This window comes from Acidovorax sp. Root219, assembly GCF_001428665.1.
Taxonomy (GTDB): Bacteria; Pseudomonadota; Gammaproteobacteria; order Burkholderiales; family Burkholderiaceae_C; genus Acidovorax.
Genome location: NZ_LMIJ01000006.1, coordinates 12,160 through 38,756, shown reverse-complemented (window position 1 = coordinate 38,756; position 26,597 = coordinate 12,160). Strand labels below are relative to the sequence as shown.

Annotated in this window: 37 protein-coding genes and 1 pseudogene; 29 read left to right on the top strand and 9 right to left on the bottom strand. The window is 64.3% G+C overall.

Annotated features, from left to right (window positions below; translation table 11 throughout):
- The 13 genes and pseudogenes from ASE28_RS32850 to ASE28_RS06335 all read left to right on the top strand — a co-directional run.
- Window positions 1-79, top strand: a pseudogene (locus tag ASE28_RS32850) (elongation factor Tu); the annotation flags it as partial.
- A gap of 29 nt (window positions 80-108) precedes the next feature.
- Entirely contained in the window at window positions 109-420 is a 312-nt protein-coding gene (rpsJ, locus tag ASE28_RS06390) for a 30S ribosomal protein S10 (RefSeq protein ID WP_005796953.1), read from the top strand.
- A gap of 211 nt (window positions 421-631) precedes the next feature.
- A complete protein-coding gene (gene rplC / locus ASE28_RS06385) occupies window positions 632-1,306 on the top strand; it encodes a 50S ribosomal protein L3 (RefSeq protein ID WP_057203511.1) in 675 nt (224 codons plus the stop codon).
- Window positions 1,306-1,926 carry a 50S ribosomal protein L4 gene (gene rplD / locus ASE28_RS06380; protein WP_057203512.1) on the top strand — a complete coding sequence of 207 codons (621 nt, stop codon included), beginning with the start codon at window positions 1,306-1,308 and terminating at the stop codon, window positions 1,924-1,926. The genes rplC and rplD overlap by 1 nt, the downstream gene beginning before the upstream one ends.
- Window positions 1,923-2,237 (top strand): 50S ribosomal protein L23, encoded by a 315-nt coding sequence (gene rplW / locus ASE28_RS06375; protein WP_010467173.1) that lies wholly within the window; start codon window positions 1,923-1,925, stop codon window positions 2,235-2,237. The genes rplD and rplW overlap by 4 nt, the downstream gene beginning before the upstream one ends.
- 2 nt (window positions 2,238-2,239) lie before the next feature.
- Window positions 2,240-3,064 carry a 50S ribosomal protein L2 gene (rplB, locus tag ASE28_RS06370; protein WP_007847814.1) on the top strand — a complete coding sequence of 275 codons (825 nt, stop codon included), beginning with the start codon at window positions 2,240-2,242 and terminating at the stop codon, window positions 3,062-3,064.
- 10 nt (window positions 3,065-3,074) lie between these two features.
- Complete coding sequence (rpsS, locus tag ASE28_RS06365; protein WP_027997031.1) at window positions 3,075-3,350, top strand: 30S ribosomal protein S19; 276 nt, start codon at window positions 3,075-3,077, stop codon at window positions 3,348-3,350.
- Between the two features lie 9 nt (window positions 3,351-3,359).
- Window positions 3,360-3,692, top strand: a complete 333-nt coding sequence (rplV, locus tag ASE28_RS06360) for a 50S ribosomal protein L22 (protein WP_007847806.1) — start codon at window positions 3,360-3,362, stop codon at window positions 3,690-3,692.
- A gap of 14 nt (window positions 3,693-3,706) precedes the next feature.
- Complete coding sequence (gene rpsC, locus ASE28_RS06355) at window positions 3,707-4,591, top strand: 30S ribosomal protein S3 (RefSeq protein WP_057203513.1); 885 nt, start codon at window positions 3,707-3,709, stop codon at window positions 4,589-4,591.
- Between the two features lie 2 nt (window positions 4,592-4,593).
- Window positions 4,594-5,010: a 50S ribosomal protein L16 gene (rplP, locus tag ASE28_RS06350; protein WP_007847799.1), complete on the top strand. Its 417-nt coding sequence runs from the start codon at window positions 4,594-4,596 to the stop codon at window positions 5,008-5,010.
- Window positions 5,011-5,026: 16 nt separating this feature from the next.
- A complete protein-coding gene (gene rpmC / locus ASE28_RS06345) occupies window positions 5,027-5,221 on the top strand; it encodes a 50S ribosomal protein L29 (protein WP_057203514.1) in 195 nt (64 codons plus the stop codon).
- Between the two features lie 9 nt (window positions 5,222-5,230).
- A complete protein-coding gene (gene rpsQ / locus ASE28_RS06340) occupies window positions 5,231-5,500 on the top strand; it encodes a 30S ribosomal protein S17 (protein ID WP_007847796.1) in 270 nt (89 codons plus the stop codon).
- Window positions 5,501-5,634: 134 nt separating this feature from the next.
- Complete coding sequence (locus ASE28_RS06335; RefSeq protein ID WP_057265573.1) at window positions 5,635-6,141, top strand: peroxiredoxin; 507 nt, start codon at window positions 5,635-5,637, stop codon at window positions 6,139-6,141.
- 48 nt (window positions 6,142-6,189) lie between these two features.
- Here the strand turns inward: ASE28_RS06335 and ASE28_RS06330 are convergent, their stop codons facing one another.
- On the bottom strand, window positions 6,190-6,681 hold the full coding sequence (locus ASE28_RS06330; RefSeq protein WP_057265571.1) for a GNAT family N-acetyltransferase: 492 nt from the start codon (window positions 6,679-6,681) through the stop codon (window positions 6,190-6,192).
- Window positions 6,682-6,728: 47 nt separating this feature from the next.
- The gene (locus ASE28_RS06325) at window positions 6,729-7,397 is read right to left on the bottom strand and encodes a cytochrome b/b6 domain-containing protein (RefSeq protein ID WP_057265569.1); all 669 of its coding nucleotides are present in this window, start codon (window positions 7,395-7,397) and stop codon (window positions 6,729-6,731) included.
- Window positions 7,398-7,564: 167 nt separating this feature from the next.
- On the opposite strand from ASE28_RS06325, the gene ASE28_RS06320 reads away from it, so the two are divergent.
- On the top strand, window positions 7,565-8,020 hold the full coding sequence (locus ASE28_RS06320) for a cytochrome c (protein ID WP_057203518.1): 456 nt from the start codon (window positions 7,565-7,567) through the stop codon (window positions 8,018-8,020).
- A 77-nt stretch (window positions 8,021-8,097) separates the two neighbouring features.
- On the opposite strand, the gene ASE28_RS06315 is transcribed toward ASE28_RS06320, so the two are convergent.
- Window positions 8,098-8,601, bottom strand: a complete 504-nt coding sequence (locus ASE28_RS06315; protein WP_057265567.1) for a TlpA disulfide reductase family protein — start codon at window positions 8,599-8,601, stop codon at window positions 8,098-8,100.
- A gap of 173 nt (window positions 8,602-8,774) precedes the next feature.
- On the opposite strand from ASE28_RS06315, the gene ASE28_RS06310 reads away from it, so the two are divergent.
- Genes ASE28_RS06310 through ASE28_RS06285 form a run of 6 tightly spaced genes read left to right on the top strand, consistent with a single transcriptional unit; the run spans window position 8,775 to window position 14,379 of the window.
- Complete coding sequence (locus ASE28_RS06310) at window positions 8,775-9,311, top strand: hypothetical protein (RefSeq protein WP_057265565.1); 537 nt, start codon at window positions 8,775-8,777, stop codon at window positions 9,309-9,311.
- Window positions 9,308-10,558, top strand: coding sequence for an MFS transporter (locus ASE28_RS06305; protein ID WP_057265564.1), 1,251 nt, complete (start codon window positions 9,308-9,310; stop codon window positions 10,556-10,558). The genes ASE28_RS06310 and ASE28_RS06305 overlap by 4 nt, the downstream gene beginning before the upstream one ends.
- On the top strand, window positions 10,555-11,004 hold the full coding sequence (locus ASE28_RS06300) for a PTS sugar transporter subunit IIA (RefSeq protein WP_057203522.1): 450 nt from the start codon (window positions 10,555-10,557) through the stop codon (window positions 11,002-11,004). Before ASE28_RS06305 ends, ASE28_RS06300 begins: the two co-directional genes overlap by 4 nt.
- The gene (locus ASE28_RS06295) at window positions 10,973-11,242 is read left to right on the top strand and encodes an HPr family phosphocarrier protein (protein ID WP_057203523.1); all 270 of its coding nucleotides are present in this window, start codon (window positions 10,973-10,975) and stop codon (window positions 11,240-11,242) included. Before ASE28_RS06300 ends, ASE28_RS06295 begins: the two co-directional genes overlap by 32 nt.
- Before the next feature lie 48 nt (window positions 11,243-11,290).
- Complete coding sequence (gene ptsP, locus ASE28_RS06290) at window positions 11,291-13,048, top strand: phosphoenolpyruvate--protein phosphotransferase (RefSeq protein WP_057203524.1); 1,758 nt, start codon at window positions 11,291-11,293, stop codon at window positions 13,046-13,048.
- 53 nt (window positions 13,049-13,101) lie between these two features.
- On the top strand, window positions 13,102-14,379 hold the full coding sequence (locus tag ASE28_RS06285) for an MFS transporter (protein WP_057265562.1): 1,278 nt from the start codon (window positions 13,102-13,104) through the stop codon (window positions 14,377-14,379).
- Here the strand turns inward: ASE28_RS06285 and ASE28_RS06280 are convergent.
- From ASE28_RS06280 to ASE28_RS06260, 5 genes are all read right to left on the bottom strand, one after another.
- Window positions 14,345-15,178, bottom strand: a complete 834-nt coding sequence (locus tag ASE28_RS06280; RefSeq protein WP_057265561.1) for a DMT family transporter — start codon at window positions 15,176-15,178, stop codon at window positions 14,345-14,347. The genes ASE28_RS06285 and ASE28_RS06280 overlap by 35 nt on opposite strands.
- A gap of 67 nt (window positions 15,179-15,245) precedes the next feature.
- Window positions 15,246-15,950: an AraC family transcriptional regulator gene (locus ASE28_RS06275; protein ID WP_057265559.1), complete on the bottom strand. Its 705-nt coding sequence runs from the start codon at window positions 15,948-15,950 to the stop codon at window positions 15,246-15,248.
- 30 nt (window positions 15,951-15,980) lie between these two features.
- Window positions 15,981-16,961: a lipoyl synthase gene (lipA, locus tag ASE28_RS06270; protein ID WP_057203528.1), complete on the bottom strand. Its 981-nt coding sequence runs from the start codon at window positions 16,959-16,961 to the stop codon at window positions 15,981-15,983.
- 14 nt (window positions 16,962-16,975) lie between these two features.
- The gene (lipB, locus tag ASE28_RS06265) at window positions 16,976-17,614 is read right to left on the bottom strand and encodes a lipoyl(octanoyl) transferase LipB (RefSeq protein ID WP_369818126.1); all 639 of its coding nucleotides are present in this window, start codon (window positions 17,612-17,614) and stop codon (window positions 16,976-16,978) included.
- 61 nt (window positions 17,615-17,675) lie between these two features.
- Window positions 17,676-17,996 (bottom strand): YbeD family protein, encoded by a 321-nt coding sequence (locus ASE28_RS06260; protein ID WP_057265580.1) that lies wholly within the window; start codon window positions 17,994-17,996, stop codon window positions 17,676-17,678.
- Between the two features lie 274 nt (window positions 17,997-18,270).
- Here ASE28_RS06260 and ASE28_RS06255 point away from each other — a divergent pair, with 274 nt between their 5' ends.
- From ASE28_RS06255 to ASE28_RS06215, 9 genes are all read left to right on the top strand, one after another.
- Window positions 18,271-18,744 (top strand): ATP synthase subunit I, encoded by a 474-nt coding sequence (locus tag ASE28_RS06255; protein WP_057203530.1) that lies wholly within the window; start codon window positions 18,271-18,273, stop codon window positions 18,742-18,744.
- Between the two features lie 19 nt (window positions 18,745-18,763).
- The gene (gene atpB / locus ASE28_RS06250) at window positions 18,764-19,642 is read left to right on the top strand and encodes a F0F1 ATP synthase subunit A (protein WP_057203531.1); all 879 of its coding nucleotides are present in this window, start codon (window positions 18,764-18,766) and stop codon (window positions 19,640-19,642) included.
- 59 nt (window positions 19,643-19,701) lie between these two features.
- Window positions 19,702-19,971: a F0F1 ATP synthase subunit C gene (gene atpE, locus ASE28_RS06245; protein WP_007847749.1), complete on the top strand. Its 270-nt coding sequence runs from the start codon at window positions 19,702-19,704 to the stop codon at window positions 19,969-19,971.
- 34 nt (window positions 19,972-20,005) lie between these two features.
- Window positions 20,006-20,476, top strand: a complete 471-nt coding sequence (locus ASE28_RS06240; RefSeq protein ID WP_007847746.1) for a F0F1 ATP synthase subunit B — start codon at window positions 20,006-20,008, stop codon at window positions 20,474-20,476.
- Window positions 20,477-20,486: 10 nt separating this feature from the next.
- Entirely contained in the window at window positions 20,487-21,029 is a 543-nt protein-coding gene (locus tag ASE28_RS06235) for a F0F1 ATP synthase subunit delta (protein ID WP_057265556.1), read from the top strand.
- A gap of 42 nt (window positions 21,030-21,071) precedes the next feature.
- Window positions 21,072-22,625, top strand: a complete 1,554-nt coding sequence (atpA, locus tag ASE28_RS06230) for a F0F1 ATP synthase subunit alpha (protein ID WP_057203533.1) — start codon at window positions 21,072-21,074, stop codon at window positions 22,623-22,625.
- A gap of 18 nt (window positions 22,626-22,643) precedes the next feature.
- Window positions 22,644-23,510, top strand: coding sequence for a F0F1 ATP synthase subunit gamma (atpG, locus tag ASE28_RS06225; protein WP_057203534.1), 867 nt, complete (start codon window positions 22,644-22,646; stop codon window positions 23,508-23,510).
- A gap of 33 nt (window positions 23,511-23,543) precedes the next feature.
- Window positions 23,544-24,950: a F0F1 ATP synthase subunit beta gene (atpD, locus tag ASE28_RS06220; protein WP_057203535.1), complete on the top strand. Its 1,407-nt coding sequence runs from the start codon at window positions 23,544-23,546 to the stop codon at window positions 24,948-24,950.
- 78 nt (window positions 24,951-25,028) lie between these two features.
- The gene (locus ASE28_RS06215) at window positions 25,029-25,445 is read left to right on the top strand and encodes a F0F1 ATP synthase subunit epsilon (RefSeq protein WP_057203545.1); all 417 of its coding nucleotides are present in this window, start codon (window positions 25,029-25,031) and stop codon (window positions 25,443-25,445) included.
- A 65-nt stretch (window positions 25,446-25,510) separates the two neighbouring features.
- On the opposite strand, the gene ASE28_RS06210 is transcribed toward ASE28_RS06215, so the two are convergent.
- Entirely contained in the window at window positions 25,511-26,305 is a 795-nt protein-coding gene (locus ASE28_RS06210) for a hypothetical protein (protein ID WP_235516058.1), read from the bottom strand.
- Window positions 26,306-26,597 lie beyond the last annotated feature (292 nt).

Genomic DNA, 26,597 nt, shown 5'->3' with positions numbered 1-26,597 from the left:
GGAAGAAGGCCTGCGCTTCGCCATCCGTGAAGGCGGTCGTACCGTCGGCGCCGGCGTCGTGGCCAAGATCATCGCCTAATCGCTCAGTAGAACAACAAGGAACTTGACATGTCCAAGCAAAAAATCCGCATCCGCCTGAAGGCGTTTGACTACAAGCTGATCGACCAGTCCGCTGCCGAGATCGTTGACACCGCCAAGCGCACCGGCGCCATCGTCAAGGGCCCCGTGCCCCTGCCGACGCGCATGAAGCGTTTCGACATCCTGCGCTCGCCGCACGTCAACAAGACCAGCCGCGACCAGCTCGAAATCCGCACGCACCAGCGCCTGATGGACATCGTGGATCCTACCGACAAGACGGTTGACGCCCTGATGAAGCTCGACCTGCCTGCCGGCGTGGACGTCGAAATCAAGCTGCAGTAATGGTTGTTTCGAGGTGGCTTGCCACCTCGAATTGCCTCGAACAACGCGAACTTGCTTGAAAAAGCAGTTCGCGTTATACTTTAAGGCTTCGCTTTATTTGCGTGCACTCTTGGGTGCACGCGGGGCGAAGTTTTAATAACCCTCTTTCATGCACGCGAGTGCAACGCCGCAGCCAATTGAAGTTGCGGCGGTGGAAGTTTTGGAGAAACAAATGAGTCTGAGCAACTCCCTCGGGTTGCTGGGTCGCAAGGTGGGCATGATGCGTCTGTTCACCGATGACGGGGACGCAGTGCCTGTCACGGTGGTGGATGTGTCCAACAACCGCGTAACCCAGATCAAAACCCAAGAGAACGATGGCTACGTGGCCCTGCAGGTCACGTTCGGTTCGCGCAAAGCATCGCGCGTGACCAAGCCAGAAGCCGGTCACCTTGCCAAGGCAGGTGTGGAAGCCGGTGAAATCATCCAGGAATTCCGCGTGACCGCCGACACCGCTGCCCAGTACCAAGCTGGCGCATCGGTCGTTGTGACGTCCGTGTTTTCCGTGGGCCAGAAGGTCGACGTGCAAGGCACCTCGATCGGTAAAGGCTACGCCGGCACCATCAAGCGCCACAACATGAAGTCGCAACGCGCGTCGCACGGTAACAGCCGTTCGCACAACGTTCCCGGCTCCATTGGTATGGCGCAGGATCCAGGCCGCGTGTTCCCTGGCAAGCGGATGACGGGCCACCTCGGCGATGTCACCAAGACCACGCAAAACCTCGATGTGATCCGCATCGACGAAGCGCGTCAACTGCTCTTGATCAAGGGCGCTATTCCGGGCTCCAAGGGTGGGTTCGTGACGGTGCGTCCAGCGGTCAAGGCCAAAGCCTCCAAAGGAGCGAACTAATGCAGCTCGAACTCCTGAATGACCAAGGCCAGGGCGCGTCCAAGCTGGACGTTCCTGAGACCGTGTTCGGTCGTGAATACAACGAAGATCTGGTGCACCAGATCGTCGTGGCTTACCAAGCCAACGCCCGCCAGGGCACCCGTGCGCAGAAGGACCGTGAACAAGTCCGCCACTCGACCAAGAAGCCTTTCAAGCAAAAGGGTACGGGTAACGCACGTGCAGGTATGACCTCGTCGCCACTGTGGCGCGGGGGCGGTCGGATTTTCCCGAACATGCCTGACGAAAACTTCACGCAAAAGATCAACAAGAAGATGTACCGCGCCGGCATGTCTGCGATTTTCTCGCAGCTGGCCCGCGAAGGCCGTCTGGCGGTGGTCGACTCGCTGAAGCTTGATTCGCCCAAGACCAAGGTCCTGGCCGACAAGTTCAAGGCGATGAACCTGCAATCGGTGATGGTGATCTCCGAGGAAGTGGACGAAAACCTGTACCTGGCCTCGCGCAATCTGGTGAACGTGCTCGTCGTCGAGCCCCGTTACGCCGACCCCGTGTCGCTGGTCCGTTTCAAGAAAGTGCTCGTCACCAAGGGTGCAATCGACAAACTCAAGGAGATGTTCGCATGAGCACACTCAAGTTTGACGAAGGTCGTCTGATGCAAGTGCTGGTCGCTCCCATCGTGTCCGAAAAGGCCACCATGGTTGCCGAGAAGTCCAATGCTGTGACGTTCAAGGTGCTGCAGAACGCAACCAAGCCAGAAATCAAGGCCGCTGTGGAATTGATGTTCAAGGTCGAGGTCAAGGGCGTTTCTGTGGTGAACACCAAAGGCAAGACCAAGCGTTTTGGCAAGACCATCGGCCGCCGCGACAACGTTCGCAAGGCTTATGTCACGCTGCAACCAGGTCAAGAGCTGAACCTCTCCGGGGAGGCCGCGTAATCATGGCTGTCATCAAGATGAAACCCACTTCGCCCGGCCAACGTGCCGTGGTGAAGGTCACGCGTGACCACCTGTACAAGGGTGAAGCGTACGCCCCCCTGCTGGAACCCCAGTTCCAGAAGGCCGGCCGTAACAACAACGGTCACATCACCACCCGCCACAAGGGCGGTGGCCACAAGCACCACTACCGTGTGGTGGACTTCAAGCGCAACAAGGACGGCATTCCGGCCAAGGTCGAGCGCATTGAGTACGATCCAAACCGTACGGCCCACATCGCTCTGGTGTGCTATGCCGACGGCGAGCGTCGCTACATCATCGCTCCCCGCAACCTGGAAGTGGGCGCAACCCTGCTGTCCGGTTCGGAAGCCCCGATCCGCGCTGGCAACACGCTGCCTATCCGCAACATCCCCGTGGGTTCGACCATCCACTGCATCGAGCTCAAGCCCGGTGCCGGTGCTCAGATCGCCCGCTCGGCTGGTGCTTCGGCAACCCTGCTGGCCCGCGAAGGTACCTACGCTCAAGTGCGCATGCGCTCGGGTGAAGTGCGCAAGATCCACATCGAATGCCGCGCCACCATTGGCGAAGTGGCCAACGAAGAACACAGCCTGCGCCAACTCGGCAAGGCCGGTGTGAAGCGCTGGATGGGTATTCGTCCTACGGTTCGCGGCGTTGCCATGAACCCAGTGGATCACCCTCACGGTGGTGGCGAAGGCCGCACCGGCGAAGGCCGCCATGCAGTCGATCCTTGGGGCAATCTGACCAAGGGTTATCGCACCCGTAACAACAAGCGCACACAGATCATGATCGTGTCGCGTCGCAAGAAGTAAGGGGTAACAGATGACTCGCTCTCTCAAAAAGGGTCCATTTGTTGACCATCACTTGCTGGCCAAGGTCGAAAAGGCCGTTGCCACCAAGGATAAGAAGCCAGTGAAGACCTGGTCGCGTCGCTCCATGGTTCTGCCCGATTTCATCGGTCTGACCATTGCCGTGCACAACGGCAAGCAGCACGTACCTGTCTACGTTACCGACCAGATGGTGGGCCACAAGCTCGGCGAATTCGCCTTGACGCGCACCTTCAAGGGTCACCCCGCTGACAAAAAAGTCAAGAAATAAGGAACGACCATGTCTGAAACACGTGCAGTCCTCCGGGGCGTCCGTCTGTCGGTCGACAAGGGCCGTCTGGTCGCTGACTTGATCCGCGGCAAGAAGGTGGACCAGGCTCTGAACATCCTGAACTTCACGCAGAAAAAAGCTGCGGGAATCGTCAAGAAGGTTCTGGAGTCCGCCATCGCCAACGCTGAGCACAACGACGGCGCTGACATCGACGAACTGAAGGTCAAGACCATCTACGTCGAGCAAGGCACCACGCTCAAGCGCTTCACCGCGCGCGCCAAAGGCCGCGGCAATCGCATCAGCAAGCCCACGTGCCATGTGTACGTGACGGTTGGCAACTAAAGGCTCGGAAGACTATGGGACAAAAAATCCATCCTACCGGCTTCCGCCTTGCGGTCAGCCGCAACTGGTCCAGCCGTTGGTACGCCAGCAACCGCGACTTCGCGGGCATGCTGGCCGAAGACATCAAGGTGCGCGAGTACCTGAAGGCCAAGCTCAAGAACGCCGCCGTGTCGCGCATCCTGATCGAGCGCCCCGCCAAGAACGCCCGCATCACCATCTACTCGGCTCGTCCTGGTGTGGTGATCGGCAAGAAGGGTGAAGACATTGAGAACCTCAAGAAGGAACTCGCTCTTCGCCTGGGCGTGCCTGTCGCAGTGAACATCGAAGAAGTGCGCAAGCCCGAAATCGATGCCAAGCTGATCGCCGACAGCATCACGCAGCAGCTCGAAAAGCGGATCATGTTCCGCCGTGCCATGAAGCGCGCCATGCAGAACGCCATGCGTCTGGGTGCCCAGGGCATCAAGATCATGTCGTCCGGCCGTCTGAACGGTATCGAAATCGCCCGCTGCGAGTGGTACCGTGAAGGCCGCGTGCCACTTCACACGCTGCGCGCCGACATCGACTACGGCACCTCCGAAGCCAAGACCACCTACGGTGTGATCGGCGTCAAGGTCTGGGTCTACAAGGGCGATACGCTGGGTCGCAACGACCTGCCTGCCGTGGAAACCCCACGCCCAGACGAAGAACGCCGCCCACGCGGTCCACGCCGTGATGGCCGCCCAGGTGGCGACCGTCCAGGTGCTGGCCGTGGAGGCCCACGTCGTCCAGCCGGTGTGAACACCGGTCCGGCCGACGGCAGCGACAAGCCAGTGGAAGCTGGTGGCGCTGATAACACCGCCGTTAAGCGCGTACGCAAAGTCGCCGCGCCCGCTACAGCAGCGGACGGAAAAGGAGAATAAGTATGCTGCAACCTGCTCGCCGCAAATACCGCAAGGAGCAAAAGGGCCGTAACACCGGTGTCGCAACGCGGGGTGCTTCCGTTGCTTTCGGTGATTTCGGTCTGAAGTGCACCGACCGTGGCCGCCTGACGGCCCGCCAGATCGAGGCTGCACGCCGTGCAATCTCCCGCCACGTGAAGCGTGGTGGCCGCATCTGGATCCGCGTGTTCCCGGACAAGCCAATCTCTACCAAGCCCGCAGAAGTGCGTATGGGTAACGGTAAGGGCAACCCCGAGTACTACGTGGCCGAAATCCAGCCCGGCAAGATCGTGTTCGAGATCGTCGGCGTGCCCGAAGAACTGGCCCGTGAAGCGTTCCGCCTGGCTGCTGCCAAGCTGCCGCTGCGCACCACGTTCGTCAGCCGCCACATTGGCTCGTAATTCAGGAGAACAAGCAATGAAGACTACTGAACTGCGCCAAAAAGACGTTGCCGGCATCGAAGGCGAAATCAAGGCTCTGCAGAAGGCCCACTTCGGCCTGCGCATGCAGAAGGCTACCCAGCAGTTGGCCAACACCAACACGCTGCGTACCACCCGCCGCGATATCGCCCGTGCAAAAACCATCCTTGCTGAAAAGCAAGCCGCCAAGTAAGGAGCCGACATGACGGAAGCTAAAAAATCCCTCAAGCGCACCTTGATTGGCAAGGTGGTCAGCGACAAGCGCCAGAAGACCGTGACCGTGCTGATCGAGCGCCGTGTGAAGCACGAGCTCTACGGCAAGATCGTGGGCAAGTCGAGCAAGTACCACGCCCATGATGAAAATGGCGAGTACAAGCTGGGCGACGTGATCGAAATCACCGAGAGCCGTCCGCTCTCCAAGACCAAGAACTGGGTTGCCACCCGCTTGGTGCAAAAGGCCGGCCTGCTCTAAGCCCTCCCGGCTTGTTGGCAGCACTGCCCTCCAAAACGACCCACAATGTGGGTCGTTTTGCTTTTGGGGCCTGCGTTTTGTGCGCTCTGCCCCGGGGCATGCGGATACCACCCCAACAACCCTAGGAGAGATCAATGATCAAAGTCGGTGACACCCTGCCAGCCAGCACCCTGATGGAATACTCGGAAGTCGAGGGCGAAGGCTGCTCCATTGGCCCGAACCCTGTGCCGGTGGACAAGGCCACGGCGGGCAAGACCATTGCCCTGTTCGCGCTGCCCGGCGCCTTCACGCCCACCTGCTCGGCCAAGCACGTGCCCGGCTATGTGGAAAAGGTGGACGAGTTCAAGGCCGCCGGCGTGGACGAGATCTGGTGCGTGAGCGTGAACGACGCCTTCGTGATGGGCGCCTGGGCGCGCGACCAGAAGACGGACGGCAAGGTGCGCATGCTCGGTGACGGCGACGCCACCTTCGCCAAAGCCACCGGCCTGACGCTGGACCTCAATGGCAAGGGCCTGGGCCTGCGCAGCAACCGCTACTCGATGCTGGTGCGCGACGGCAAGGTCGTCACGCTCAACATCGAAGCCCCGGGCAAGTTCGAAGTCAGCGACGCCGCCACCCTCCTGGCCCAGGCCAAGGCGTAATCGACTCCCGGCCCTGGGCAGCACCTGCTGCGAAGGGGCCGGCGGCGTTCAGGAGATATCCGCCTTGAGGTAATGCGACCCTGCAATGGGGTTGTGGTAGTAAGGCGGGATCTCCTCGAACCCCAGGTCCGTGTAGAGCGCGCGGGCAGATTCCATGCCATCGAGCGTATCGAGCAGCACGCAGGCGTAGCCCGCGCGGCGCGCCTGGTCGAGCATGGCTTCGGCCAGCTCGCGGCCCAGGCCGAAACCGCGGAAGGCCTTGCGCACGTACAGGCGCTTCATCTCGCTGGCATTGGGGTAGTCGGCAGCATCCAGCGGCCGCAGGGCGCAGCAACCGGCGATGGCGCCATCCACCTGGGCCAGCAGCAGGTGCCCGCGTGGGGCAGCGTAGTCGCCCGGCAGGCTGGCCAGCTCGGCCTCGAAATCCTGGAACGCAAGGTCCACCCCCAGGGTCGCGGCGTACTCCCGGAAAATCTCGCGGACCGTCTCCATCTCGGCGGCAGACGACGGGTTCAGCAAGGTGACGGCAGGCTTGTCCAAGGCGCGAATTCAGGAAATGCAGGAATCCGCAGTGTAGCGGCTCGCACTCAGAACGCGCTCAGGGTGGACACCCACCACGCCACTCCAGCGCCCACACCCAGTGCGACCAGGGCCAGGGCGCGGGTGGCGAGGTCGTCGCGAGATGGCGCCACGGGCTGGGGCAATTCCTTGTCACCATGCAGCATGGGCGCCACCAGCCGGTGCTTGCGCACCAGCACATAAAAGCCGATGGCCAGGACGTGCAACGCCACCAGGCCCAGCACCAGGTACTGGCCGATCTCCTTGTGGTAACCCGTGGCCTGGCCCACGACCGCATTGGAGACAAAGCGGGTCAGCGGCCCTGAAAAGGCGATCTCATCGTCGCTGAGCAGGCCGGTGCCCACCTGTGCCACCAGCACCGCAAGCAGGGCGAAGACCGAGAGCGCGCCCAGTGGGCTGTGGCCCACACCGTCCTCGGGGTGGCCCGCGCCGCGCAGGTAGCGCACCAGACGCACCGGCGAGTACAGGAAGGCGCCAAAGCGCGACCAGCGCCCGCCCACCAGGCCCCACACCAGGCGAAAGACCAGCAGCGCCAGCACCACATAGCCCAGGCGCAGGTGCCAGACCATGGCGTTGCCCCCCACCTTGGCGGTGACCACCAGGGCGATCACGCTGGCGGCCAGGGCCCAGTGGAAGAGGCGGGTGGGCAGATCCCAGATGCGGACGGTGTGTGTCATGGTCGTGGTCCGGCGCTTGCCGTGTCGTGGGGGTGTCGTTGGCCGCATTGTGCGCGAGATGGCCGGCGCCGCCAACGCGCACCATCGGGCATGCCAAAACCGCCGCAACGCGGCATACTGGCGGCGGCTGGTTGGTTTTTGCTCCCCACGATAAAAGGAAACATCCGATGAAAACCCTCGCTGTAGTCGCCTTTGCTGCGGCCGTCGTCACCCTGTCTGCTCCTGCATCTGCCCAGTTTGCCAAACCCGAAGACGCCATCAAATACCGCCAGAGCGCGTTGTTCGTGATGGGCCAGCATTTCGGGCGCCTGGGTGCCATGGCCAATGGCCGCATCCCCTTCGACGCCAAGGCGGCGCAGGAAAATGCGGATGTTGTCGCCGAGATGGCCAAGCTGCCCTGGGCCGCTTTCGGTGCCGGCACCGACAAGGGTGCACCGACCAAGGCGCTGCCCGAGATCTGGACCCAGCAGGCCAAGTTCAAGGAGCATTCCGACAAGCTCGAAGCCGAGACCGTCAAGCTCGCCGCAGCCGCCAAGACCGGCAACCTGGACAACCTGAAGACTGCCTTCGGCTCGGCCGCCAATTCCTGCAAGGCCTGCCACGACAACTACCGCGCCAAGTGAAGCCGGCCGCTGCGGCGGGCCCAAAGCAAAAAGCCTCTTCCAGATGAAGAGGCTTTTTTGCTTTGCGAGAGACCCGTTCAGGTCTCGGCGAGCAGCTTCTCGATCAGCTGGTGCAGTTCCGGGAAGTTGGGGGCGCCCACATAGGTCTTCACGATCTCGCCGCGCTTGTTGACGATGAAGGTCGAGGGCGTGAGCCGCACGTCGCCCCAGGCCTGGGCCACGGCGCCGGTGTTGTCGATGGCCACCTTGAAGGGCAGCTTGCGCGTTTCTGCAAAGTTCACCACGTAGCTCGGCGGGTCGTAGCTCATGGCCACGGCCAGTGTTTCGAAGCCCTTGGGCTGGTATTTCTTGTAGGTGGCAATGATCTCGGGCATCTCGGCCACGCAGGTGGTGCAGCTCGTGGCCCAGAAATTCACCAGCGTCACCTTGCCGTGCAGGTCGGCGGTGGACTGGCGCGAGCCGTCGAGCAGCACGAAAGTGGACTCGGGCGCCGCAGAGCGGCCCGTGTCCAGGTACACGTAGGCGCCCACGGCGGCAAAAGCCACCACCGCTGCACCTGCTGCCCACTGCTTGATACCCATGGCGTCATCCCATCCCGGAAGTGCGGGCTCCAACCCGCACGGTATTGTGCCGGACAAGGCTCCCGCCTGCCGGCTGGCCTGTCCACTGCGGTGATGGAGTGTGGGGCGGTGCAAAAGTTCTCCCTTCCCGGGCTCCGCGCACGAAATATCCGGCCACTGCCGATAATGGGCCCATGAACTGGACATTGACCGGCGCCGCCAGCGCCCTCCTGGGACTGGTCGCATGCAGCCCGGCACTCAACTGGCGCAGCGTGGCCCTGCCCGAAGCCGCCCTCACCATCACGCTGCCCTGCAAGCCCGACCATGCCACGCGCAAGGTGGAGCTGGCGGGCACGCCGGTCGACCTGTCCATGGTCGGCTGCGAGGCCGACGGGGCGACCTTTGCCGTGTCCCACGCCACGCTGGCCGACCCGGCGCAGACCGGCGTGGCGCTGGCCCACTGGCGCGCGGCCGTGCTGGCGCGCCTGGGTGGCGCGCAGGCCCAGGCCCACGAGGTGCCGTTTGTGCCCCGCAATGCCCTGCCGCTGCCCCAATCGGTGCGCACCGTGGCCCAGGGGAAGGGGCCCGATGGGCAGGCCGTCACCGCGCAGGCGGTCTGGTTTGCCCGCACCGTGGGGCCGCAGATGCAGCTGTACCACGCCGTGGTCTACACACCCAAGCCCCGCCCCGAGGTGGCCGATACCTTCTTTAGCGGGCTGGTGTTGCCATGAGCGCCGGTGTGCTGCCACGGCGCGCGGCCGTCATCGTCTTCCTGGCCTTCGCGTTCGCCTACTTCCTCTCGGCCCTGCTGCGCGCCGTCACGGCCACGCTGGCGCCCACGCTGTCGCAGGAGTTCACGCTGCACGCCAGCGACCTGGGTCTGCTGGCGGGCGGCTACTTCCTGGGATTTTCTGCCACGCAGTTGCCGCTCGGTACCTGGCTGGACCGGCATGGCCCGCAAAAGGTGCTGCTCGGCTTTTTGGGCGTGGCCGTCGCCGGCTGCCTGGTGTTCTCGATGGCCACGGGGTTCTCGGGCCTGCTGGCGGGGCGCGTGCTGTGCGGCGCGGGCGTGAGCGCCTGCCTGATGGCGCCGCTTACCGGCTACCGCCGCTGGTTCGATGCCACGGCGCAGATGCGCGCCAACTCCTGGATGCTGATGACGGGCTCGCTGGGCATGGTGGCCTCCACCTTGCCGGTGCAGTGGGCCGTGCCGCTGGTGGGCTGGCGCCCGCTGTTCTGGGGGTTGGCCGTGCTGATCGGCGTGGCCATGGTGGGCATTGCGCTGTGGGTGCCGCGCTGGCATGCGGCCACCCCGGTTGCAGGTGCCGGTGCCTCACCCGCGCCGGGGGGCTACGCCATCGTCTGGCGCCATCCGTACTTTCAGCGCATGGCCCCGCTGGGCTTCTTCGTCTACGGCGGCATGGTGGCCATGCAAACCCTGTGGGCGGGCCCCTGGATGCAGCAGGTGGCCGGCTACAGCGCGCTCGAGTCGGCCACCGGCCTCTTCTGGATCAACCTTTGCATGCTGTTCACCTTCTGGGCCTGGGGCATGGTCAATCCCTGGCTGCTGCGCCACGGCCTCGGGGCCGACCGGCTCATCTTCGCGGGCCTGCCGTTGTCGCTTCTCATCCTGCTGGCCATCATCGTCGCCGGGCCTGCGGCCGGGGGGGCGGCCTGGGCACTGTTCTGCGTGTCGTGCACCTTCGTCTCGCTCTCGCAACCGGCAGTGGGCATGGCCTTCCCGCAGGCCCTGGCGGGGCGTGCGCTGTCGGCCTTCAACCTGGTGATCTTTGCCGGCGTGTTCGTGGTGCAGTGGGGCATTGGCCTGGCGGTGGATGCATTTGCCGCCGCCGGCCTGTCCACGACGGCCTCGTTCCAGGCGGCCATGGGGGTGTTCCTGGTGTGCAACACGGGGTCCTACCTCTGGTTCGCCCTGCGGGGGCAGCGCCATAATGCGCTTCAAACCTCTGTCCCATGAGCACCAGCATCCTGATCATCGCCCACGCCCCTTTGGCCCATGCCCTGCGCGAATGCGTGCTGCACGTGTTTGCCGACTGTGGCGACAGCGTGGCCGCACTCGATGTGCAGCCCAATGAGCGGCCCGAGGAGTCCCTGGCCCAGGCGCGTATCCTGCTGGAGCAATTGGGGCCCGACTCCACCCTGGTGCTGACCGACGTGTTCGGCGCCACCCCCTGCAACGTGGCGCAGCGCCTGGTGGACGGTGTCCGCTCGCGCCTGGTCACAGGGGTCAATCTTCCGATGCTGCTGCGTGCCGTGAGCTACCGTGCAGAGCCCCTTGATTCGGTCGTCACCCGCGCGGTGGTGGGCGGCACGCAAGGGGTGATGCAGGTGGCCATCGCCGCGCCGCAGAACCAGTCCCGACGCAACCGACATGATCAAGACTCGTACGACCATCAGCAATAAACTGGGCCTGCACGCCCGCGCCTCGGCCAAGCTCACCAAGCTGGCCGGCAGCTTCCCCTGCGACGTCTTCATGAGCCGTGGCGACCGCCGCATCAATGCCAAGAGCATCATGGGGGTCATGATGCTGGCCGCCGGCCTGGGCAGCGAGGTCGAGGTGGAGACCAATGGCGAGCGCGAGCAGGAGGCCATGGACGCCCTGCTGGCGCTGATCGCCGACAAGTTCGGCGAAGGCGAGTAAGCGCGCCATGGCCGCAACAGCAACGCCGGATCTAGAAAGGGATTCCCGATGACCTTTGCCGTCCACGGTCTGGCGGTGGCACGCGGCATTGCCATCGGCCGTGCCGTGCTCGTGGCTTCGAGCCGCGTGGACGTGGCCCACTACTTCATCCAGCCCGAGCAGATACCGGCCGAGATCGAGCGCGTGCGCCAGGGCCGCAATGCGGTGGTCGAGGAGCTGCAGCGCCTGCAGACCGACATGCCCGCCGATGCACCGCACGAGCTCACCGCGCTGCTCGACGTGCACCTGATGCTGCTGCAGGACGAGGCCCTCACCGGCGGCGTCAAGCACTGGATCACCGAGCGCCTGTACAACGCAGAGTGGGCGCTCACCACCCAGCTCGAAGTGATTGCGCGCCAGTTTGACGAGATGGAGGACGAGTACCTGCGCGAGCGCAAGGCCGACCTGGAGCAGGTGGTCGAGCGCATCCTGCGCTACATGAAGGGCGTGGCCAGCCCCGTGGCGCCACCCGCCAGTAGTCCGCGGCGCAAGACCCAGCAGGACCTGCTGCTCGACGACACGGTGGACGTACCCCTGGTGCTGGTGGCGCACGACCTGTCGCCAGCCGACATGCTGCAGTTCAAGCAGAGCGTGTTCGCCGGCTTCGTGACCGACGTGGGCGGCAAGACCTCGCACACCGCCATCGTCGCGCGCAGCATGGACATTCCCGCCGTGGTCGGCGCGCGCGCGGCCAGCCAACTGGTGCGCCAGGACGACTGGGTCATCATCGACGGCGATGCCGGCGTGATCATCGTCGACCCCTCGCCCATCATCCTGGCCGAATACGGCTTTCGCCAGCGCCAGACCGAGCTCGAACGCGAGCGCCTGTCGCGCCTGCGGCACACGCCGGCCGTCACCATCGACGGCCACCGCATCGAACTGCTGGCCAACATCGAGCAGCCCGGCGATGCCGTGGGTGCGGTGCGCGCCGGCGCCGTGGGTGTGGGCCTGTTCCGCAGTGAATTCCTGTTCATGGGGCGCACCGGCAACCTGCCGGGCGAGGACGAGCAGTACCGCGCCTACCGCGAGGCCCTGGACGGCATGCAGGGCCTGCCGGTCACCATCCGCACCATCGACGTGGGGGCCGACAAGCCACTGGACAACAAGGTCCACAAGGACACGCACCTGAACCCCGCACTGGGCTTGCGCGCCATCCGCTGGAGCCTGGCCGACCCGGCCATGTTCCGCACCCAGCTGCGCGCCGTGCTGCGTGCGGCGGCGCATGGCAAGGTGAACCTGCTGTTCCCCATGCTGGCGCACACCAACGAAATCCACCAGACCCTGGCCCAGGTGGAGCTGGCGCGCGCCGAGCTCGACGCCCGGGGCGAGCCCTATGGCCCGATCCAGCTGGGCGCCATGATAGAGGTGCCGGCGGCGGCGCTGATGGTGCGCACCTTCCTGCGCTACTTCGATTTTCTGTCCATCGGCACCAACGACCTGATCCAGTACACCCTGGCCATCGACCGTGCCGACGAGGCGGTGGCCCACCTGTACGACCCGGTGCATCCGGCCGTGCTGCGCCTGGTGGCCGACGTGATCGCCGAAGGCGAGCGCCAGGGCAAGAGCGTCTGCGTCTGCGGCGAGACTGCCGGCGACGTGACCATGACACGCCTGCTGCTGGGCCTGGGCCTGCGCAGCTTCTCCATGCACCCCGCGCAGATCCTGGCCGTCAAGCAGGAAATCCTGCGCGCCGACACGCGCAAGCTCGTGCCCTGGGCGCTGCAGGTGCTAGACGGCGAAGAGCCTGCGGCCTTGCTGGCATCCTAGAACTCTTGAATCAATAGCTACCAGCGCTCGCTGGAAAAGCGCTGGAGGTCGATTTGGCCCATACCCCGGTAGCAGCCCCCGCAGACGCGTCCCTCATCGACTCGCGCCAGGCCTTGCAGCGCCTGCTGGTCACCCTGGGCCTGGTGGTGCTGGGCAACAGCAGCATGTATGTCGTGTCGGTCGTGCTCCCGGCCGTGCAGAGCGAGTTCGGCGTCGGCCGTGCCAGCGCGTCGCTGCCCTACACCTTGATGATGGTCTGCCTGGGCCTGGGCGGGCTGCTCACGGGCAGGCTGGCGGACCGCCATGGCCTCACGCCCGTGCTTTGGCTGGGCGCGCTGGCCGTGCTCGGCGGCTTTGTCGGCGCGGCCTTTTCCGGCAGCATATGGGCCTTCGGCCTGGCGCACGCGGTGATGGGCTTCATCGGCAGCTCGGCCACCTTCGCCCCCCTGCTGGCCGACACGGCGCTGTGGTGGAACCGGCGGCGCGGCATTGCGGTGGCGGTGTGCGCCAGCGGCAACTATGTGGCGGGCGCGGTCTGGCCGCCCATCGTGCAGTACGGTGTCGACACCGTCGGCTGGAGGCCGACCTACATGGCACTGGGGGTCGTCTGCGGCCTGGGCATGCTCGCGCTGTCGCTGCGCATGCGCCAGCGCCCGCCGGCCATCCAGGCCGTGGCGGATGGTGCCCAGGCTGCCGCTGTGGACCACACGCGTCCCTTCGGCCTGCCGCCTGGCGCCGCGATGGCGCTGCTGTGCGTGGCAGGGGTGGCGTGCTGCGTCGCCATGGCCATGCCACAGGTCCACATCGTGGCCTATTGCACCGATCTGGGCTTCGGCGCCGCCCAGGGTGCGCAGATGCTGTCGCTCATGCTGGCCTGCGGCATCGCGAGCCGGCTGGTCTTCGGGCTGATCTGCGACCGCATCGGTGGCATCTGCACCTTGCTGCTGGGGTCTGCGCTGCAGGGCATCGCCCTGCTGCTATTTTTGCCCTATGACGGCCTGGTGCCGCTGTACGTGATCTCCGCGCTGTTCGGCCTGTTCCAGGGCGGCATCGTGCCGACCTACGCCATCATCGTGCGCGAGCACTTCGCGCCCGCACAGGCGAGCGTGCGGGTCGGCGCCGTCATCATGGCCACGCTCGTGGGCATGGCCCTGGGCGGCTGGCTGTCGGGCTTTATCTTCGACGTCACCGGCAGCTACCACGCCGCCTTCCTCAACGGCATCGGCTGGAACCTGCTGAACCTCTGCGTCACCGCCTGGCTCTTCCTGCGATTGCGCAGGGTGCGCGGGGAGGCCTCTACTTCGCCCGTACGCCGAGGATGGCCGCACTGATGATCAAGGCCGTGGCCAGCGCGATGCTCCTGCTGAACGCACGACCGCTCACCACGATCAGCAAGGCGGTCGAGGCCAGCGGCGTGATGTAGCTCAGGATGCCGATGTGCCGCGCATCGCCGAGCTTGAGCGCCTTATCCCAGAGGAAGAACGAGGCACCGAGCGGCCCCAGGCCCATCACGGCCAGCAGCAGCCAGTCGCGCGGTGCGAGGGTGGCCGCAGGCTCCAGCGCCACGTGGCACAGCAGCGAGAGCACGCCCGAGACCAGGCCGAACAGGCCGATGGCCGTGGTCGGAAAGGCCGCCACGCGCTTGGTCATCAGCGAATAGGTGGCCCAGATCAGCGCCGCCGCGAAGGCTGGTACATAGCCCCAGGCCAGGGTGCCGCTCAATTCGCGCCCGCCCACGATGGCGATGGCCGCGCCGCCAAAGCCCAGCAGTGCCGCCAGCACATGCGGCCAGCGCAGCCGGATGCCCGGCAGCACCACGGGCGACAGCACCACGATGAACAGCGGCCACAGGTAGTTGACCAGGTTGGCCTCCACCGGCGGTGCGTTGCGCAGCGCGATGAACAGCAGGAAGTGGTAGGCGAAGAGGCCATACACCCCCAGTGCCAGCGTGCGCAGCGGAATGCGCCACTGCGACGGGTCGCGCAGCACGAAGGGCCAGGCAGGAATGCTGCCGATGATGAGGGCAATGCCCGTCAGCAGGAACGGCGGCACATGGGCGAGCGAAACGCCCAGCGAGGCGAGGGAGGCCCACAGCGCGATGGCGCCCAGGGCATAGAAGTTGGCTTGCATGCGGGCACTGTAAGCGCGCTGGGCATCGCGCAACGACGGAGCATCGTCGCCGCCCTGCGGTCCGGCATCAGCCCCGGCGCAGCGCCGCCGTCAGGGCCGATGGCGAGCGGTAGCCCGTGCGGCGCGCCACCTCGGCCACGGCCATGCCGCCCGCGCGCAGCAACTGGGCATGCCCGAGCCGCTGGCTGCGCAGCCAGGCCATGGCGCCCTGGCCTTGCTCCGCGCGGCAGCGCGCCGCGAACTGGCTGGGGCTCAGGTGCACCTGCTGCGCCATGTCCGCCACCGACAGCGGCTGGTGCCAATGCCGGGCGGCCCATTGGCGCAACGCCGGCCAGTCGATGGCACGGCGGCGTGCACTGGCATCTTCCGCTGGGGCCGGTATCCGGGAGGAGGGTAGCCAGGCCTCCAGCAGCAGGGCGGGGCCGTGGGCCTGGGCCAGGGGGCGGCCTTGCTGCAGGGCGCTGGCGAGGTAGCGGGCCAGGGTCAGCGTCGGGGGTGGTAGCGCTGTCTGCAGCGCAGGGGCGGCGCAGTGGGCCCAGCCCATGTCGCTGCTGTCCAGCACCAGGCACAGGCTGCCGCCGCTGGCCTCGAAATCGTGGTGTGCACCTGGCGCGATGACGCAGCCGCCGCCGATGGCCACGCGCATGCCGCGTCCGTCGACCTCCAGGTCGAGCGCGCCGGCCAGGCCCAGCAGCACCTGGAAGTGTCCATGGCTGTGGCTGCCGAGGGAGGCGCCGTACCGGCGCAGCGAGAGCGAGCCGGTGGTGTCCATGGCGTGTGCGCGTTGGCGCTGCGGCAGTGCTTACACGCCGGCGGCGTGCGCCTGCTGGTCGGCGTGGTAGCTGCTGCGCACCATGGCGCCCACGGCGGCGTGGCTGAAGCCCATCTTGTAGGCCTCTTGCTCGAACATCTTGAAGGTGTCGGGGTGCACATAGCGGCGCACGGGCAGGTGGCTGCTGCTGGGCGACAGGTACTGGCCGATGGTCAGCATGTCGATGTCGTGCGCGCGCATGTCGCGCATCACCTGCAGGATCTCTTCGTCCGTCTCGCCCAGGCCCACCATGATGCCGCTCTTGGTCGGCACCTTGGGGTGCAGGGCCTTGAACTTCTTGAGCAGGTTCAGGCTGAACTGGTAGTCGGAGCCCGGGCGCGCTTCCTTGTACAGGCGCGGCGCGGTTTCCAGGTTGTGGTTCATCACGTCGGGCGGCGCGGCCTTCAGGATCTCAAGCGCACGGTCATCGCGGCCGCGGAAATCGGGCACCAGGATCTCGATCTGCGTAAGCGGCGACAGCTCGCGGATGTTCTGGATGCATTCCACGAAGTGGCCGCTGCCGCCGTCGCGCAGATCGTCTCGGTCGACGCTGGTGATCACCACGTACTTCAGGCGCAGCTGCGCGATGGTCTTGGCCAGGTTCAGCGGCTCGTCCTTGTCCAGCGGGTCGGGTCGGCCGTGGCCCACGTCGCAGAAGGGGCAGCGGCGGGTGCACTTGTCGCCCATGATCATGAACGTGGCTGTGCCCTTGCCGAAGCACTCGCCGATGTTCGGGCAGGAGGCCTCTTCGCACACCGTGTGCAGATTGTTCTGGCGCAGGATGTCCTTGATCTCGTAGAAGCGCGTGGTGGGCGAGCCGGCCTTCACGCGGATCCAGTCTGGCTTCTTGAGCACTTCGCCCTGTTCCACCTTGATCGGAATGCGCGACAGCTTGGCCGCAGCCTTCTGCTTGGCCAGCGGGTTGTAGGCTTCGGTGGACTGCGCTTCGCGGACGACGTCGGTGGTGCTCATGGCTTGTAGGCGGTTCAGGGAGACAGGCGGATGCCGAGCTGCTGGCCCAGCACCTGCGCGGCTTCTTCCCAGGTGGTTTGGACCCCGATTGTAGAAAGGTCCACGGTTCGCAGTCCCGCGTAGCCGCAAGGGTTGATACGCCCGAAGGGTTCCAGGTCCATCTCCACGTTCAGCGCGGCGCCGTGGTAGGTGCTGTGGCGGCTGACCTTGATGCCTAAAGCGGCGATCTTCCCGAGGCCCTCGAAGTCGGGTTCGGGTGCCGTCTGGCCTTCGCGTTTTTGCGGGCGCTGGGGCAGCAGGGCGTGGCTGTGCGGGTCATCCAGGCGCACGTAGATGCCGGGCGCGCCGGCCACGCGGTGGCCCGTGACGCCGAAGTGCGCCAGCGTGCGGATCAGCGCTTCTTCCAGCCGGTAAACATATTCCTTGACGTAGTAGCCCGCGCGCTGCAGGTCGATGAGCGGGTAGGCCACCACCTGGCCCGGCCCGTGGAAGGTGACCTGGCCACCCCGGTTGGTGGGCACCACCGGAATCGCCCCGGGGTTGAGCAGGTGGTCGCTCTTGCCCGCCAGGCCTTGCGTGTAGAGCGCGTCGTGTTCGCACAGCCACAGGGCATCGGGCGTGTCGGCCGTGCGTGTGGCCGTGTAGGCCTGCATGGCCTGCACCGTGGCGGCATAGTCCACCCGCCCGAGCGTGCGCAGATCGATGGTCACGGCCTTACAGCACGACCTTGACCAGGGCGTGCGATGACAGCGCGCGGTACAGGTCGTCGAGCTGCTCGCGGCTGGTGGCCGTGATGGTGACAGTAACCCCGAGGTAATTGCCCTTGCTGCTGTCGCGCAGTTCAATGGTGGCGGGGTCGAAAGTCGGATCGTACTGGCGGGCCAGTTCGGTGACCGCGTGCACGAAGCCGTCCACCTTGGCCCCCATGACCTTGATCGGAAACTGCGAGGGGTACTCGATCAGCGAGTCCTTGCGGGCATCCGCAGCGGCCGAGTCGAGGATGGTGAGGTTCGGTGGCAAAGGAGAGGACGTCATATGCAGGAGCTTCGATTTTTCGGTGGCGATGCAGGCGGGGCCATTGTGCGGCAAGCCCTTCGGGTCGGCGTGGATGTGTCATACAGCTGCGCGCCCTTTTGGTGCATAACGGGGGCTGCCGCACCATGGCGGGCGTTGGTGGGTCACCACAGAGGTGCTGGCGCGCACCCCCCTTTCAGACCCTGATTGCAGGTCTTTGTCGTTCGCCACGGGTTTTTACTTATAATTAGAGGCTTTGTGAAATTTGCAGTCTGTAACATGGGCGTTACCAACAATGAAAACAATCGCCCCTGAGACAGAAACTGAGGCTGAAGATTCTGACTTCAAGCCCTTGTCCGCGCAGGAAGCGGACCAGTGGCGCAGCCGCAACCCTCCCGTCTCGATGTGGAAGGTGGTGGCGGGTCAGGCGCTAGTCGGCGTGCTCGTGGCCCTGGTGGCCTGGGGGCTGACGGGCAGGGCCGAAGTGGGCTGGTCTGCCGCCTACGGCGCGCTTGCAGTGGTGGCTCCGGCCGCATTGTTCGCCCGCGGTATGTCGCGCCAGATGGCGTCTGGAAATGCAGGCGCCTCCATGGCGGGGTTCTTTGGCTGGGAGATAGCCAAGATCGTGTTCACCGTCGCGCTGCTGGCTGTGGCCCCCTGGGCTGTGCCGGGGTTGGTCTGGCTTGCCTTGCTGGCGGGCATGGTGGTCACGATGAAAACGTATTGGGTCGCGCTTCTGGTGCGGCCTGGTGTCCGAAAAACCGATTGATATAGAGAAGAGTTGTCCGATGGCCGCAGAAGCGCACGCTCCGACTGCAAGTGAATACATCGTTCACCACCTGCAGCATCTTCAAAACGTCAACCAGACCAAGATTGTTGACTTCACGGTCATCAACTATGACTCGATCATCGTGGGTTTGGTTCTGGGTGCCCTCACGCTTTTGATCCTGTGGTCAGCTGCCCGTAAGGCAACCTCCGGCGTGCCCGGCCGCTTCCAGGCGGCGGTGGAAATGCTGGTCGAGATGGTGGACAACCAGGCCAAGGCCAACATCCACAACGCCGAGAGCCGCAAGTTCATCGCTCCCCTGGGTCTGACGGTGTTCGTCTGGATCTTCATGATGAACTTCATGGACATGCTGCCGGTGGACCTGCTGCCCGCCATCTGGGCCCAGATCTACGGTGCTGCCGGCCACGATCCGCACCATGCCTACCTGCGCGTCGTGCCCACGGCCGACCTGTCCACCACCCTGGGCCTGGCATTCGCCATCCTGATCCTGCGCTTCTGGTACAGCGTGAAGATCAAGGGCGCTGGCGGCTGGGCGCACGAACTCGTGTCGGCCCCGTTCGGCACCAGCAAGAATCCCATCTTCGCCCTGATCCTGGGCGTGATCAACCTGCTGATGCAGGTCATTGAATATGTCGCCAACACCGTCTCGCATGGCATGCGGTTGTTCGGCAACATGTACGCCGGCGAACTGGTGTTCATGCTCATCGCCCTGATGGGTGGTGCGGCTGCACTGTCGCTGTCGGGTGTGCTGCTGCCTGTGGGCCACATCATTGCTGGCACCATCTGGACGCTGTTCCACATTCTGGTGATCTCGCTGCAAGCCTTCATCTTCATGATGCTTGCGCTGATCTACCTCGGTCAGGCGCACAACGCGCACTAACGGTTCCCTTTCGTTTCTCTTTCCTTTTCAACCTTTCTTTTTTTAACTCAGGAGTCATCATGGAAAACATTCTCGGTCTCGTCGCTCTGGCTTGTGGTCTGATCGTTGGCCTCGGCGCTATCGGCGCTTCCATCGGTATCGCACTGATGGGTGGCAAGTTCCTCGAATCTTCGGCCCGTCAGCCTGAGCTGATCAACGAACTGCAAACCAAGATGTTCATCTTGGCCGGTCTGATCGATGCGGCTTTCCTGATCGGCGTGGCCATCGCCCTGCTGTTCGCTTTCGCCAACCCCTTCGCTTCCACGTTCTTGGCCAACCTGCCCAAGTAATTCCCACTCAACGCCACTCTAGAAAGGTGTTGCCGTGAGTATCAACGCGACCCTGTTCATTCAGGCCATCGTCTTCCTGATCCTGGTGTGGTTCACGATGAAATTCGTGTGGCCCCCGATCGCGAAGGCGTTGGATGAACGAGCCCAGAAAATCGCCGAAGGCCTCGCTGCTGCCGACCGTGCCAAGTCCGAACTGACCGCTGCCAACCAGCGCGTCGAGAAGGAACTGTCACAGGCACGCAACGAAACGGCCTCGCGTCTTGCGGACGCCGACCGACGTGCCCAGGCCATCATCGAAGAAGCCAAGGCACGCGCCACGGAAGAGGGCAACAAGATCGTTGCTTCCGCCCGTGCCGAAGCCGAGCAGCAAACGGTGCAAGCCCGCGAAGCCCTGCGTGAGCAGGTCGCTGCGCTGGCCGTTAAGGGTGCTGAGCAGATTCTCCGCAAGGAAGTCAATGCCGGCGTTCACGCCGACCTGCTCAACCGCCTGAAGACCGAGCTGTAAGGGGACACACATGGCTGAACTCGCCACCATTGCCCGCCCTTACGCCGAAGCCCTGTTCAAGGCCGCTACTGCGGGTGCGGGCATGGACCTGGCCAGCACCGCTGACTGGGTCGATGAACTGGCGGCCATTGCCGCCAACCCCCAGTTGCGCCAGCTGGCAGACAGCCCCAAGGTGACGGCAGACCAGGTGTTTGCCGTCGTCACGGGTGTCGCGCGTTCGGCGCTGTCCGATACGGCCAAGAACTTCCTGCGCACGGTCATCGACAACGGGCGCCTGCAGGCGCTGCCGGAAGTCGCTGCGCAGTTTCGTGCCCTCGTGAATCGCCGCAGCGGCTCTTCGGACGCCGTGGTGCACAGCGCCTTTCCGATGGATGCCGCAGCACTGGCTGAGGTCGGCTCGGCGCTGGAAAAGCGCTTTGGCCGCAAGCTCAACCTCACCGTTCAGCTGGATGCGTCCCTGATCGGTGGCATTCGCGTAGTGGTGGGTGACGAGGTGCTGGACACTTCGGTCAAGGCCCGTCTTGAACAAATGAAAGCGGTCCTCACCGCGTAACGCGCGGCGAGGACAGCGAACCAAAGAAAGAAGGAAAGAGTCATGCAACTCAATCCCGCAGAAATTTCTGAACTCATCAAGAGCCGCATCGAAGGTCTGGCCGCCAGCAGCGATATCCGCAACCAGGGTACCGTGGTGTCCGTGTCTGACGGTATCGTACGCGTGCACGGCCTGTCGGACGTGATGGCCGGTGAAATGCTCGAGTTCCCTGCCACCAAGGACGGCCAGCCCTCCTACGGCCTGGCCCTGAACCTCGAGCGCGACTCCGTCGGCGCCGTGATTCTGGGTGAGTACGAACATATCTCCGAAGGCGACACCGTCAAGTGCACGGGCCGCATTCTGGAAGTGCCGGTCGGCCCCGAGCTGATCGGCCGCGTGGTGAACGCCCTGGGCCAGCCCATCGACGGCAAGGGCCCCATCAACGCCAAGCTCACCGACGTGATCGAAAAGGTCGCTCCGGGCGTTATCGCCCGTAAATCGGTGGACCAGCCCCTGCAGACCGGCCTGAAGTCCATCGACTCCATGGTGCCTGTGGGCCGTGGCCAGCGCGAGCTGATCATCGGTGACCGCCAGACCGGCAAGACCGCTGTCGCCATCGACGCCATCATCGCCCAGAAGGGCCAGGGCGTCAGCTGCATCTACGTCGCCATCGGCCAGAAGGCTTCGTCGATCAAGAACGTGGTGCGCGCGCTGGAACAAGCCGGTGCCATGGACTACACGATCGTGGTGGCCGCATCGGCCTCCGAGTCGGCAGCCATGCAGTACGTGTCGGCCTACTCGGGCTGCACGATGGGCGAGTACTTCCGCGACCGCGGCCAGGACGCCCTGATCGTTTATGACGACCTGTCCAAGCAGGCCGTGGCCTACCGCCAGGTTTCGCTGCTGCTGCGCCGCCCACCAGGCCGCGAAGCCTACCCCGGCGACGTGTTCTATCTCCACAGCCGCCTGCTCGAGCGCGCAGCCCGCGTGAATGCCGACTACGTCGAAGCCTTCACCAAGGGTGAAGTCAAGGGCAAGACCGGTTCGCTGACGGCACTGCCCATCATCGAAACGCAAGCCGGCGACGTGTCCGCCTTCGTTCCTACCAACGTGATCTCGATCACGGACGGCCAGATCTTCCTGGAAACCAGCCTGTTCAACGCCGGTATCCGCCCCGCCATCAACGCCGGTATCTCGGTGTCGCGCGTCGGTGGTGCTGCCCAGACCAAGCTGGTGAAGAACCTGTCCGGCGGTATCCGTACCGACCTGGCCCAGTACCGTGAGCTGGCTGCGTTCGCGCAGTTCGCTTCCGACCTGGACGAAGCCACCCGCAAGCAGCTGGACCGCGGTGCCCGCGTGACCGAACTGCTCAAGCAGGCACAGTACAGCCCCCTGCCCATCTCGCTGATGGGTGCCACGCTGTTCGCTGTGAACAAGGGCTTCATGGACGACATCGACGTCAAGAAGGTTCTCGACTTCGAACACGGCCTGCACCAGTTCCTGAAGACCAGCCACGCCGCACTGCTGGCCAAGCTGGAACAGGCCAAGGCCATGGACAAGGACGCTGAAGCCGAATTGACCGCTGCCGTCGCCGCGTTCAAGAAGTCGTTCGCTTAAACCGGACGAGGAGCCATCATGGCAGCAGGCAAGGAAATACGCGGCAAGATCAAATCGGTGGAAAACACCAAGAAGATCACCAAAGCCATGGAGATGGTGGCTGCATCCAAAATGCGCAAGGCGCAGGAACGGATGCGGGCTGCCCGCCCTTACAGCGAGAAGATCCGCAACATTGCAGCCAATCTCGGCCACGCCAATCCAGAGTACGTGCACCCGTTCATGAAAGTGAACGATGCCAAGGTCGCCGGCGTGATCGTGGTGACGACCGACAAGGGCCTGTGCGGTGGCATGAACACCAACGTGCTGCGCATCGTGACGGCCAAGCTGCGTGAGCTGCAGGGCGCTGGCGTGTCCACCGAGGCGGTTGCCATCGGCAACAAGGGCCTGGGTTTCCTGAACCGTGTCGGTGCCAAGGTGGTTTCGCACGTGACGGGCCTGGGCGACAAGCCCCACCTGGACAAGCTGATCGGCCCCGTGAAGGTGCTGCTCGACGCCTATGCAGAAGGCAAGATCAACGCGGTGTACCTGAGCTACACCAAGTTCATCAACACCATGAAGCAGGAATCGGTGGTGGAGCAGCTGCTCCCCCTGTCGTCCGAGCAGATGCAGGCCGAGAAGACCGAACATGGCTGGGACTACATCTACGAGCCCGATGCACAGACCGTGATCGACGATCTGCTGGTCCGCTATGTCGAGTCCCTGATCTACCAGGCGGTTGCGGAAAACATGGCGTCCGAGCAGTCGGCACGCATGGTGGCCATGAAGGCCGCCACCGACAACGCCGGCAGCGTCATTGGCGAGTTGAAGCTGGTCTACAACAAGACGCGCCAGGCAGCGATCACGAAAGAACTTTCGGAAATCGTGGCTGGCGCCGCTGCTGTGTAAGCAGCTCAACCAACATCTAAATTGGAGCGAAAAATGGCTCAAGTGCAAGGCAAGATTGTTCAATGTATCGGCGCGGTGGTGGACGTTGAGTTCCCACGCGACCAGATGCCCAAGATTTACGACGCTCTGAAGCTCGAAGGTTCCACCCTGACGCTGGAAGTGCAGCAGCAGCTGGGCGACGGCGTGGTGCGTACCATTGCGCTGGGTTCGTCCGACGGCCTGCGCCGCGGCATCATGGTGACCAACACCGGCAACGCCATCACCGTGCCCGTGGGCAAGGCGACGCTGGGCCGCATCATGGACGTGCTGGGTGCGCCCATCGACGAACGTGGTCCCGTGAGCCAGGAACTGACGGCATCCATCCACCGCAAGGCCCCTGCGTACGACGAACTGTCGCCATCGCAAGAGCTGCTGGAAACCGGCATCAAGGTGATCGACCTGGTGTGCCCGTTCGCCAAGGGCGGCAAGGTGGGTCTGTTCGGTGGCGCCGGCGTGGGCAAGACCGTGAACATGATGGAACTCATCAACAACATCGCCAAGGCCCACTCGGGTCTGTCGGTGTTCGCTGGTGTGGGCGAGCGTACCCGCGAAGGGAACGACTTCTACCATGAAATGGCCGATTCCGGCGTGGTGAACCTGGAGAAGCTCGAAGAGTCCAAGGTTGCCATGGTGTACGGTCAGATGAACGAGCCCCCAGGCAACCGTCTGCGCGTGGCGCTGACCGGCCTGACCATCGCCGAGTCCTTCCGTGACGAAGGCCGTGACGTGCTGTTCTTCGTGGACAACATCTACCGCTACACGCTGGCCGGTACCGAAGTGTCCGCTCTGCTGGGCCGCATGCCTTCCGCCGTGGGCTACCAGCCTACGCTGGCCGAAGAAATGGGCCGCCTGCAAGAGCGCATCACCTCGACCAAGGTCGGTTCGATCACCTCCATCCAGGCCGTTTACGTGCCAGCCGATGACTTGACCGATCCTTCGCCTGCCACGACCTTTGCCCACTTGGACTCCACCGTGGTGCTGTCGCGTGACATCGCCTCGCTGGGTATCTACCCTGCCGTGGACCCGCTGGATTCGACCAGCCGCCAGCTGGACCCGAACGTCGTGGGCGAAGACCACTACGCCACGGCCCGCGCGGTGCAAGGCACGCTGCAGCGCTACAAGGAACTGCGCGACATCATCGCCATTCTGGGCATGGACGAACTGGCTCCTGACGACAAGCTGGCCGTGGCCCGCGCGCGCAAGATCCAGCGTTTCCTGTCGCAGCCTTTCCACGTGGCCGAAGTGTTCACGGGCTCGCCAGGCAAGTACGTTCCCCTGTCGGAAACCATCCGTGGTTTCAAGATGATCGTCAGCGGCGAGTGCGACCACCTGCCGGAACAGGCGTTCTACATGGTTGGTACCATCGACGAAGCCTTCGAAAAGGCCAAGAAGGTGGCCTGATTGCCTGGCGGCTGAGCAGCTCCGCGCTGCCCGGCCTTCACGAGCAATCAAGCAACCCCTCTTTTCCTAGGAGCAATGATGAACACCATCCATGTTGATGTGGTCAGTGCCGAAGAGTCGATCTTCTCCGGTGAAGCACGCTTTGTCGCGCTGCCGGGCGAGTCTGGCGAACTGGGCATCTTTCCCCGCCACACCCCGCTGATCACGCGCATCAAGCCGGGCTCGGTGCGCATCGAAATGGCCGACGGCCGCGAAGAATTCGTGTTCGTGGCCGGTGGCATTCTGGAAGTGCAGCCCAACCGCGTGACCGTGCTGTCCGACACCGCCATCCGCGGCAAGGACCTGGACGACGAGAAAGCCAATGCTGCCAAGGCATCGGCCGAAGAAGCGCTCAAGAATGCCAAGAGCGAGATCGACCTGGCCCGGGCACAGTCCGAGCTGGCCGTCATGGCCGCCCAGATCGCCGCGCTGCGCAAGTTTCGCCAGAAGAAGTAAATAAGACAAGCAAGCCCCCAGATCCTTGCGGATCTGTTCAAAAAACCCGGCCCCGCCGGGTTTTTTTATGCCTGCGCGCCCGTGCTTTCAACGAGGCCGATGCGCAGGCCCTCGCATGCTATCCACAGTGTGTCCCAAGTGTCATCCTGCAGCAGTTGGCGGCTTGCCAGGAACATGCGTGCCGTGGCCAGTGAGTGCACGCTGAACGTGAGTGACTCGATCCGCAACTGTCCGGCGGGAACCAGTTCCAGCGAGATCCCCGGCGCAAGCATGATCGGTTGCCCAGAGGGCGAGCCACTGAGACGCTGCCAGTGCTTTCGATGCATGCCCAGATCGGGCGTGCCCATGCGTATCGACTGTAGCCCGATGAGTCCGAGAGGGCCCCCATGAGCTTCCTGCAGCGCCTGCCGGTGCCGTCCGCGGCGTTGTACCGGTGTGGCTGCTTCGTCCCAGGGATAGATGGCCGCGCGAGGATTCCACTCACAGAAGAAAATGCAGCAGCTCGGCTCGGATACATCGAGCACGACGGCATTGGTGAAGTTTGTGACCACTTCGCCTTGTGTGTTGGGAGACTGGAAGGTACGGGCGGGCTTGCTGGCGATGCCTGCAGCCGCTGTGTGCTCCAGCGCTTGTGGCAAGGGCAGGGCGGGCTCCAGCGCGAAGCCGTGGATGAGCGGTGGCCGTGCATGCCCGGGAAGATCGGCATTGGAAGCTGCGGCCCAGAATTCGAGGTCCGTGTTGCCCGCATGCACCCAGCCGTAGGTCGCGAAAGCGGCGTGCTGCAGGGGCCAAGCCACGGGCAAACCGAACACGCGGCTGAACAGGTCGAACAATGGCTCTGCGTTGGTCAGGCGCAGCATGATGTGGTCGATGGATCGGTAGGCTGGCGTCAAGGGCATGGGTGCAGTTGCGGCTGGCCTGTGCATTGTGACCGGGCCGCCGCTGAGGGGGTGCCTGGCACAGGGTGAGCCTTCACCTACGGCTGCCTGTGCGATTGCCCATGAAAAAAGCCGAGGCCTCTTGCGAGGTCTCGGCTTGTGCAGGGTGGCTGCAGTGCGGTCTGCAGCCCGTTGCCTTGCAAATTACAGGGCGCTGATTTCGCCCGAGGGGATCTGGCCGGTGCGAACAGCTTCGGCAGCAGCGGCACGCACC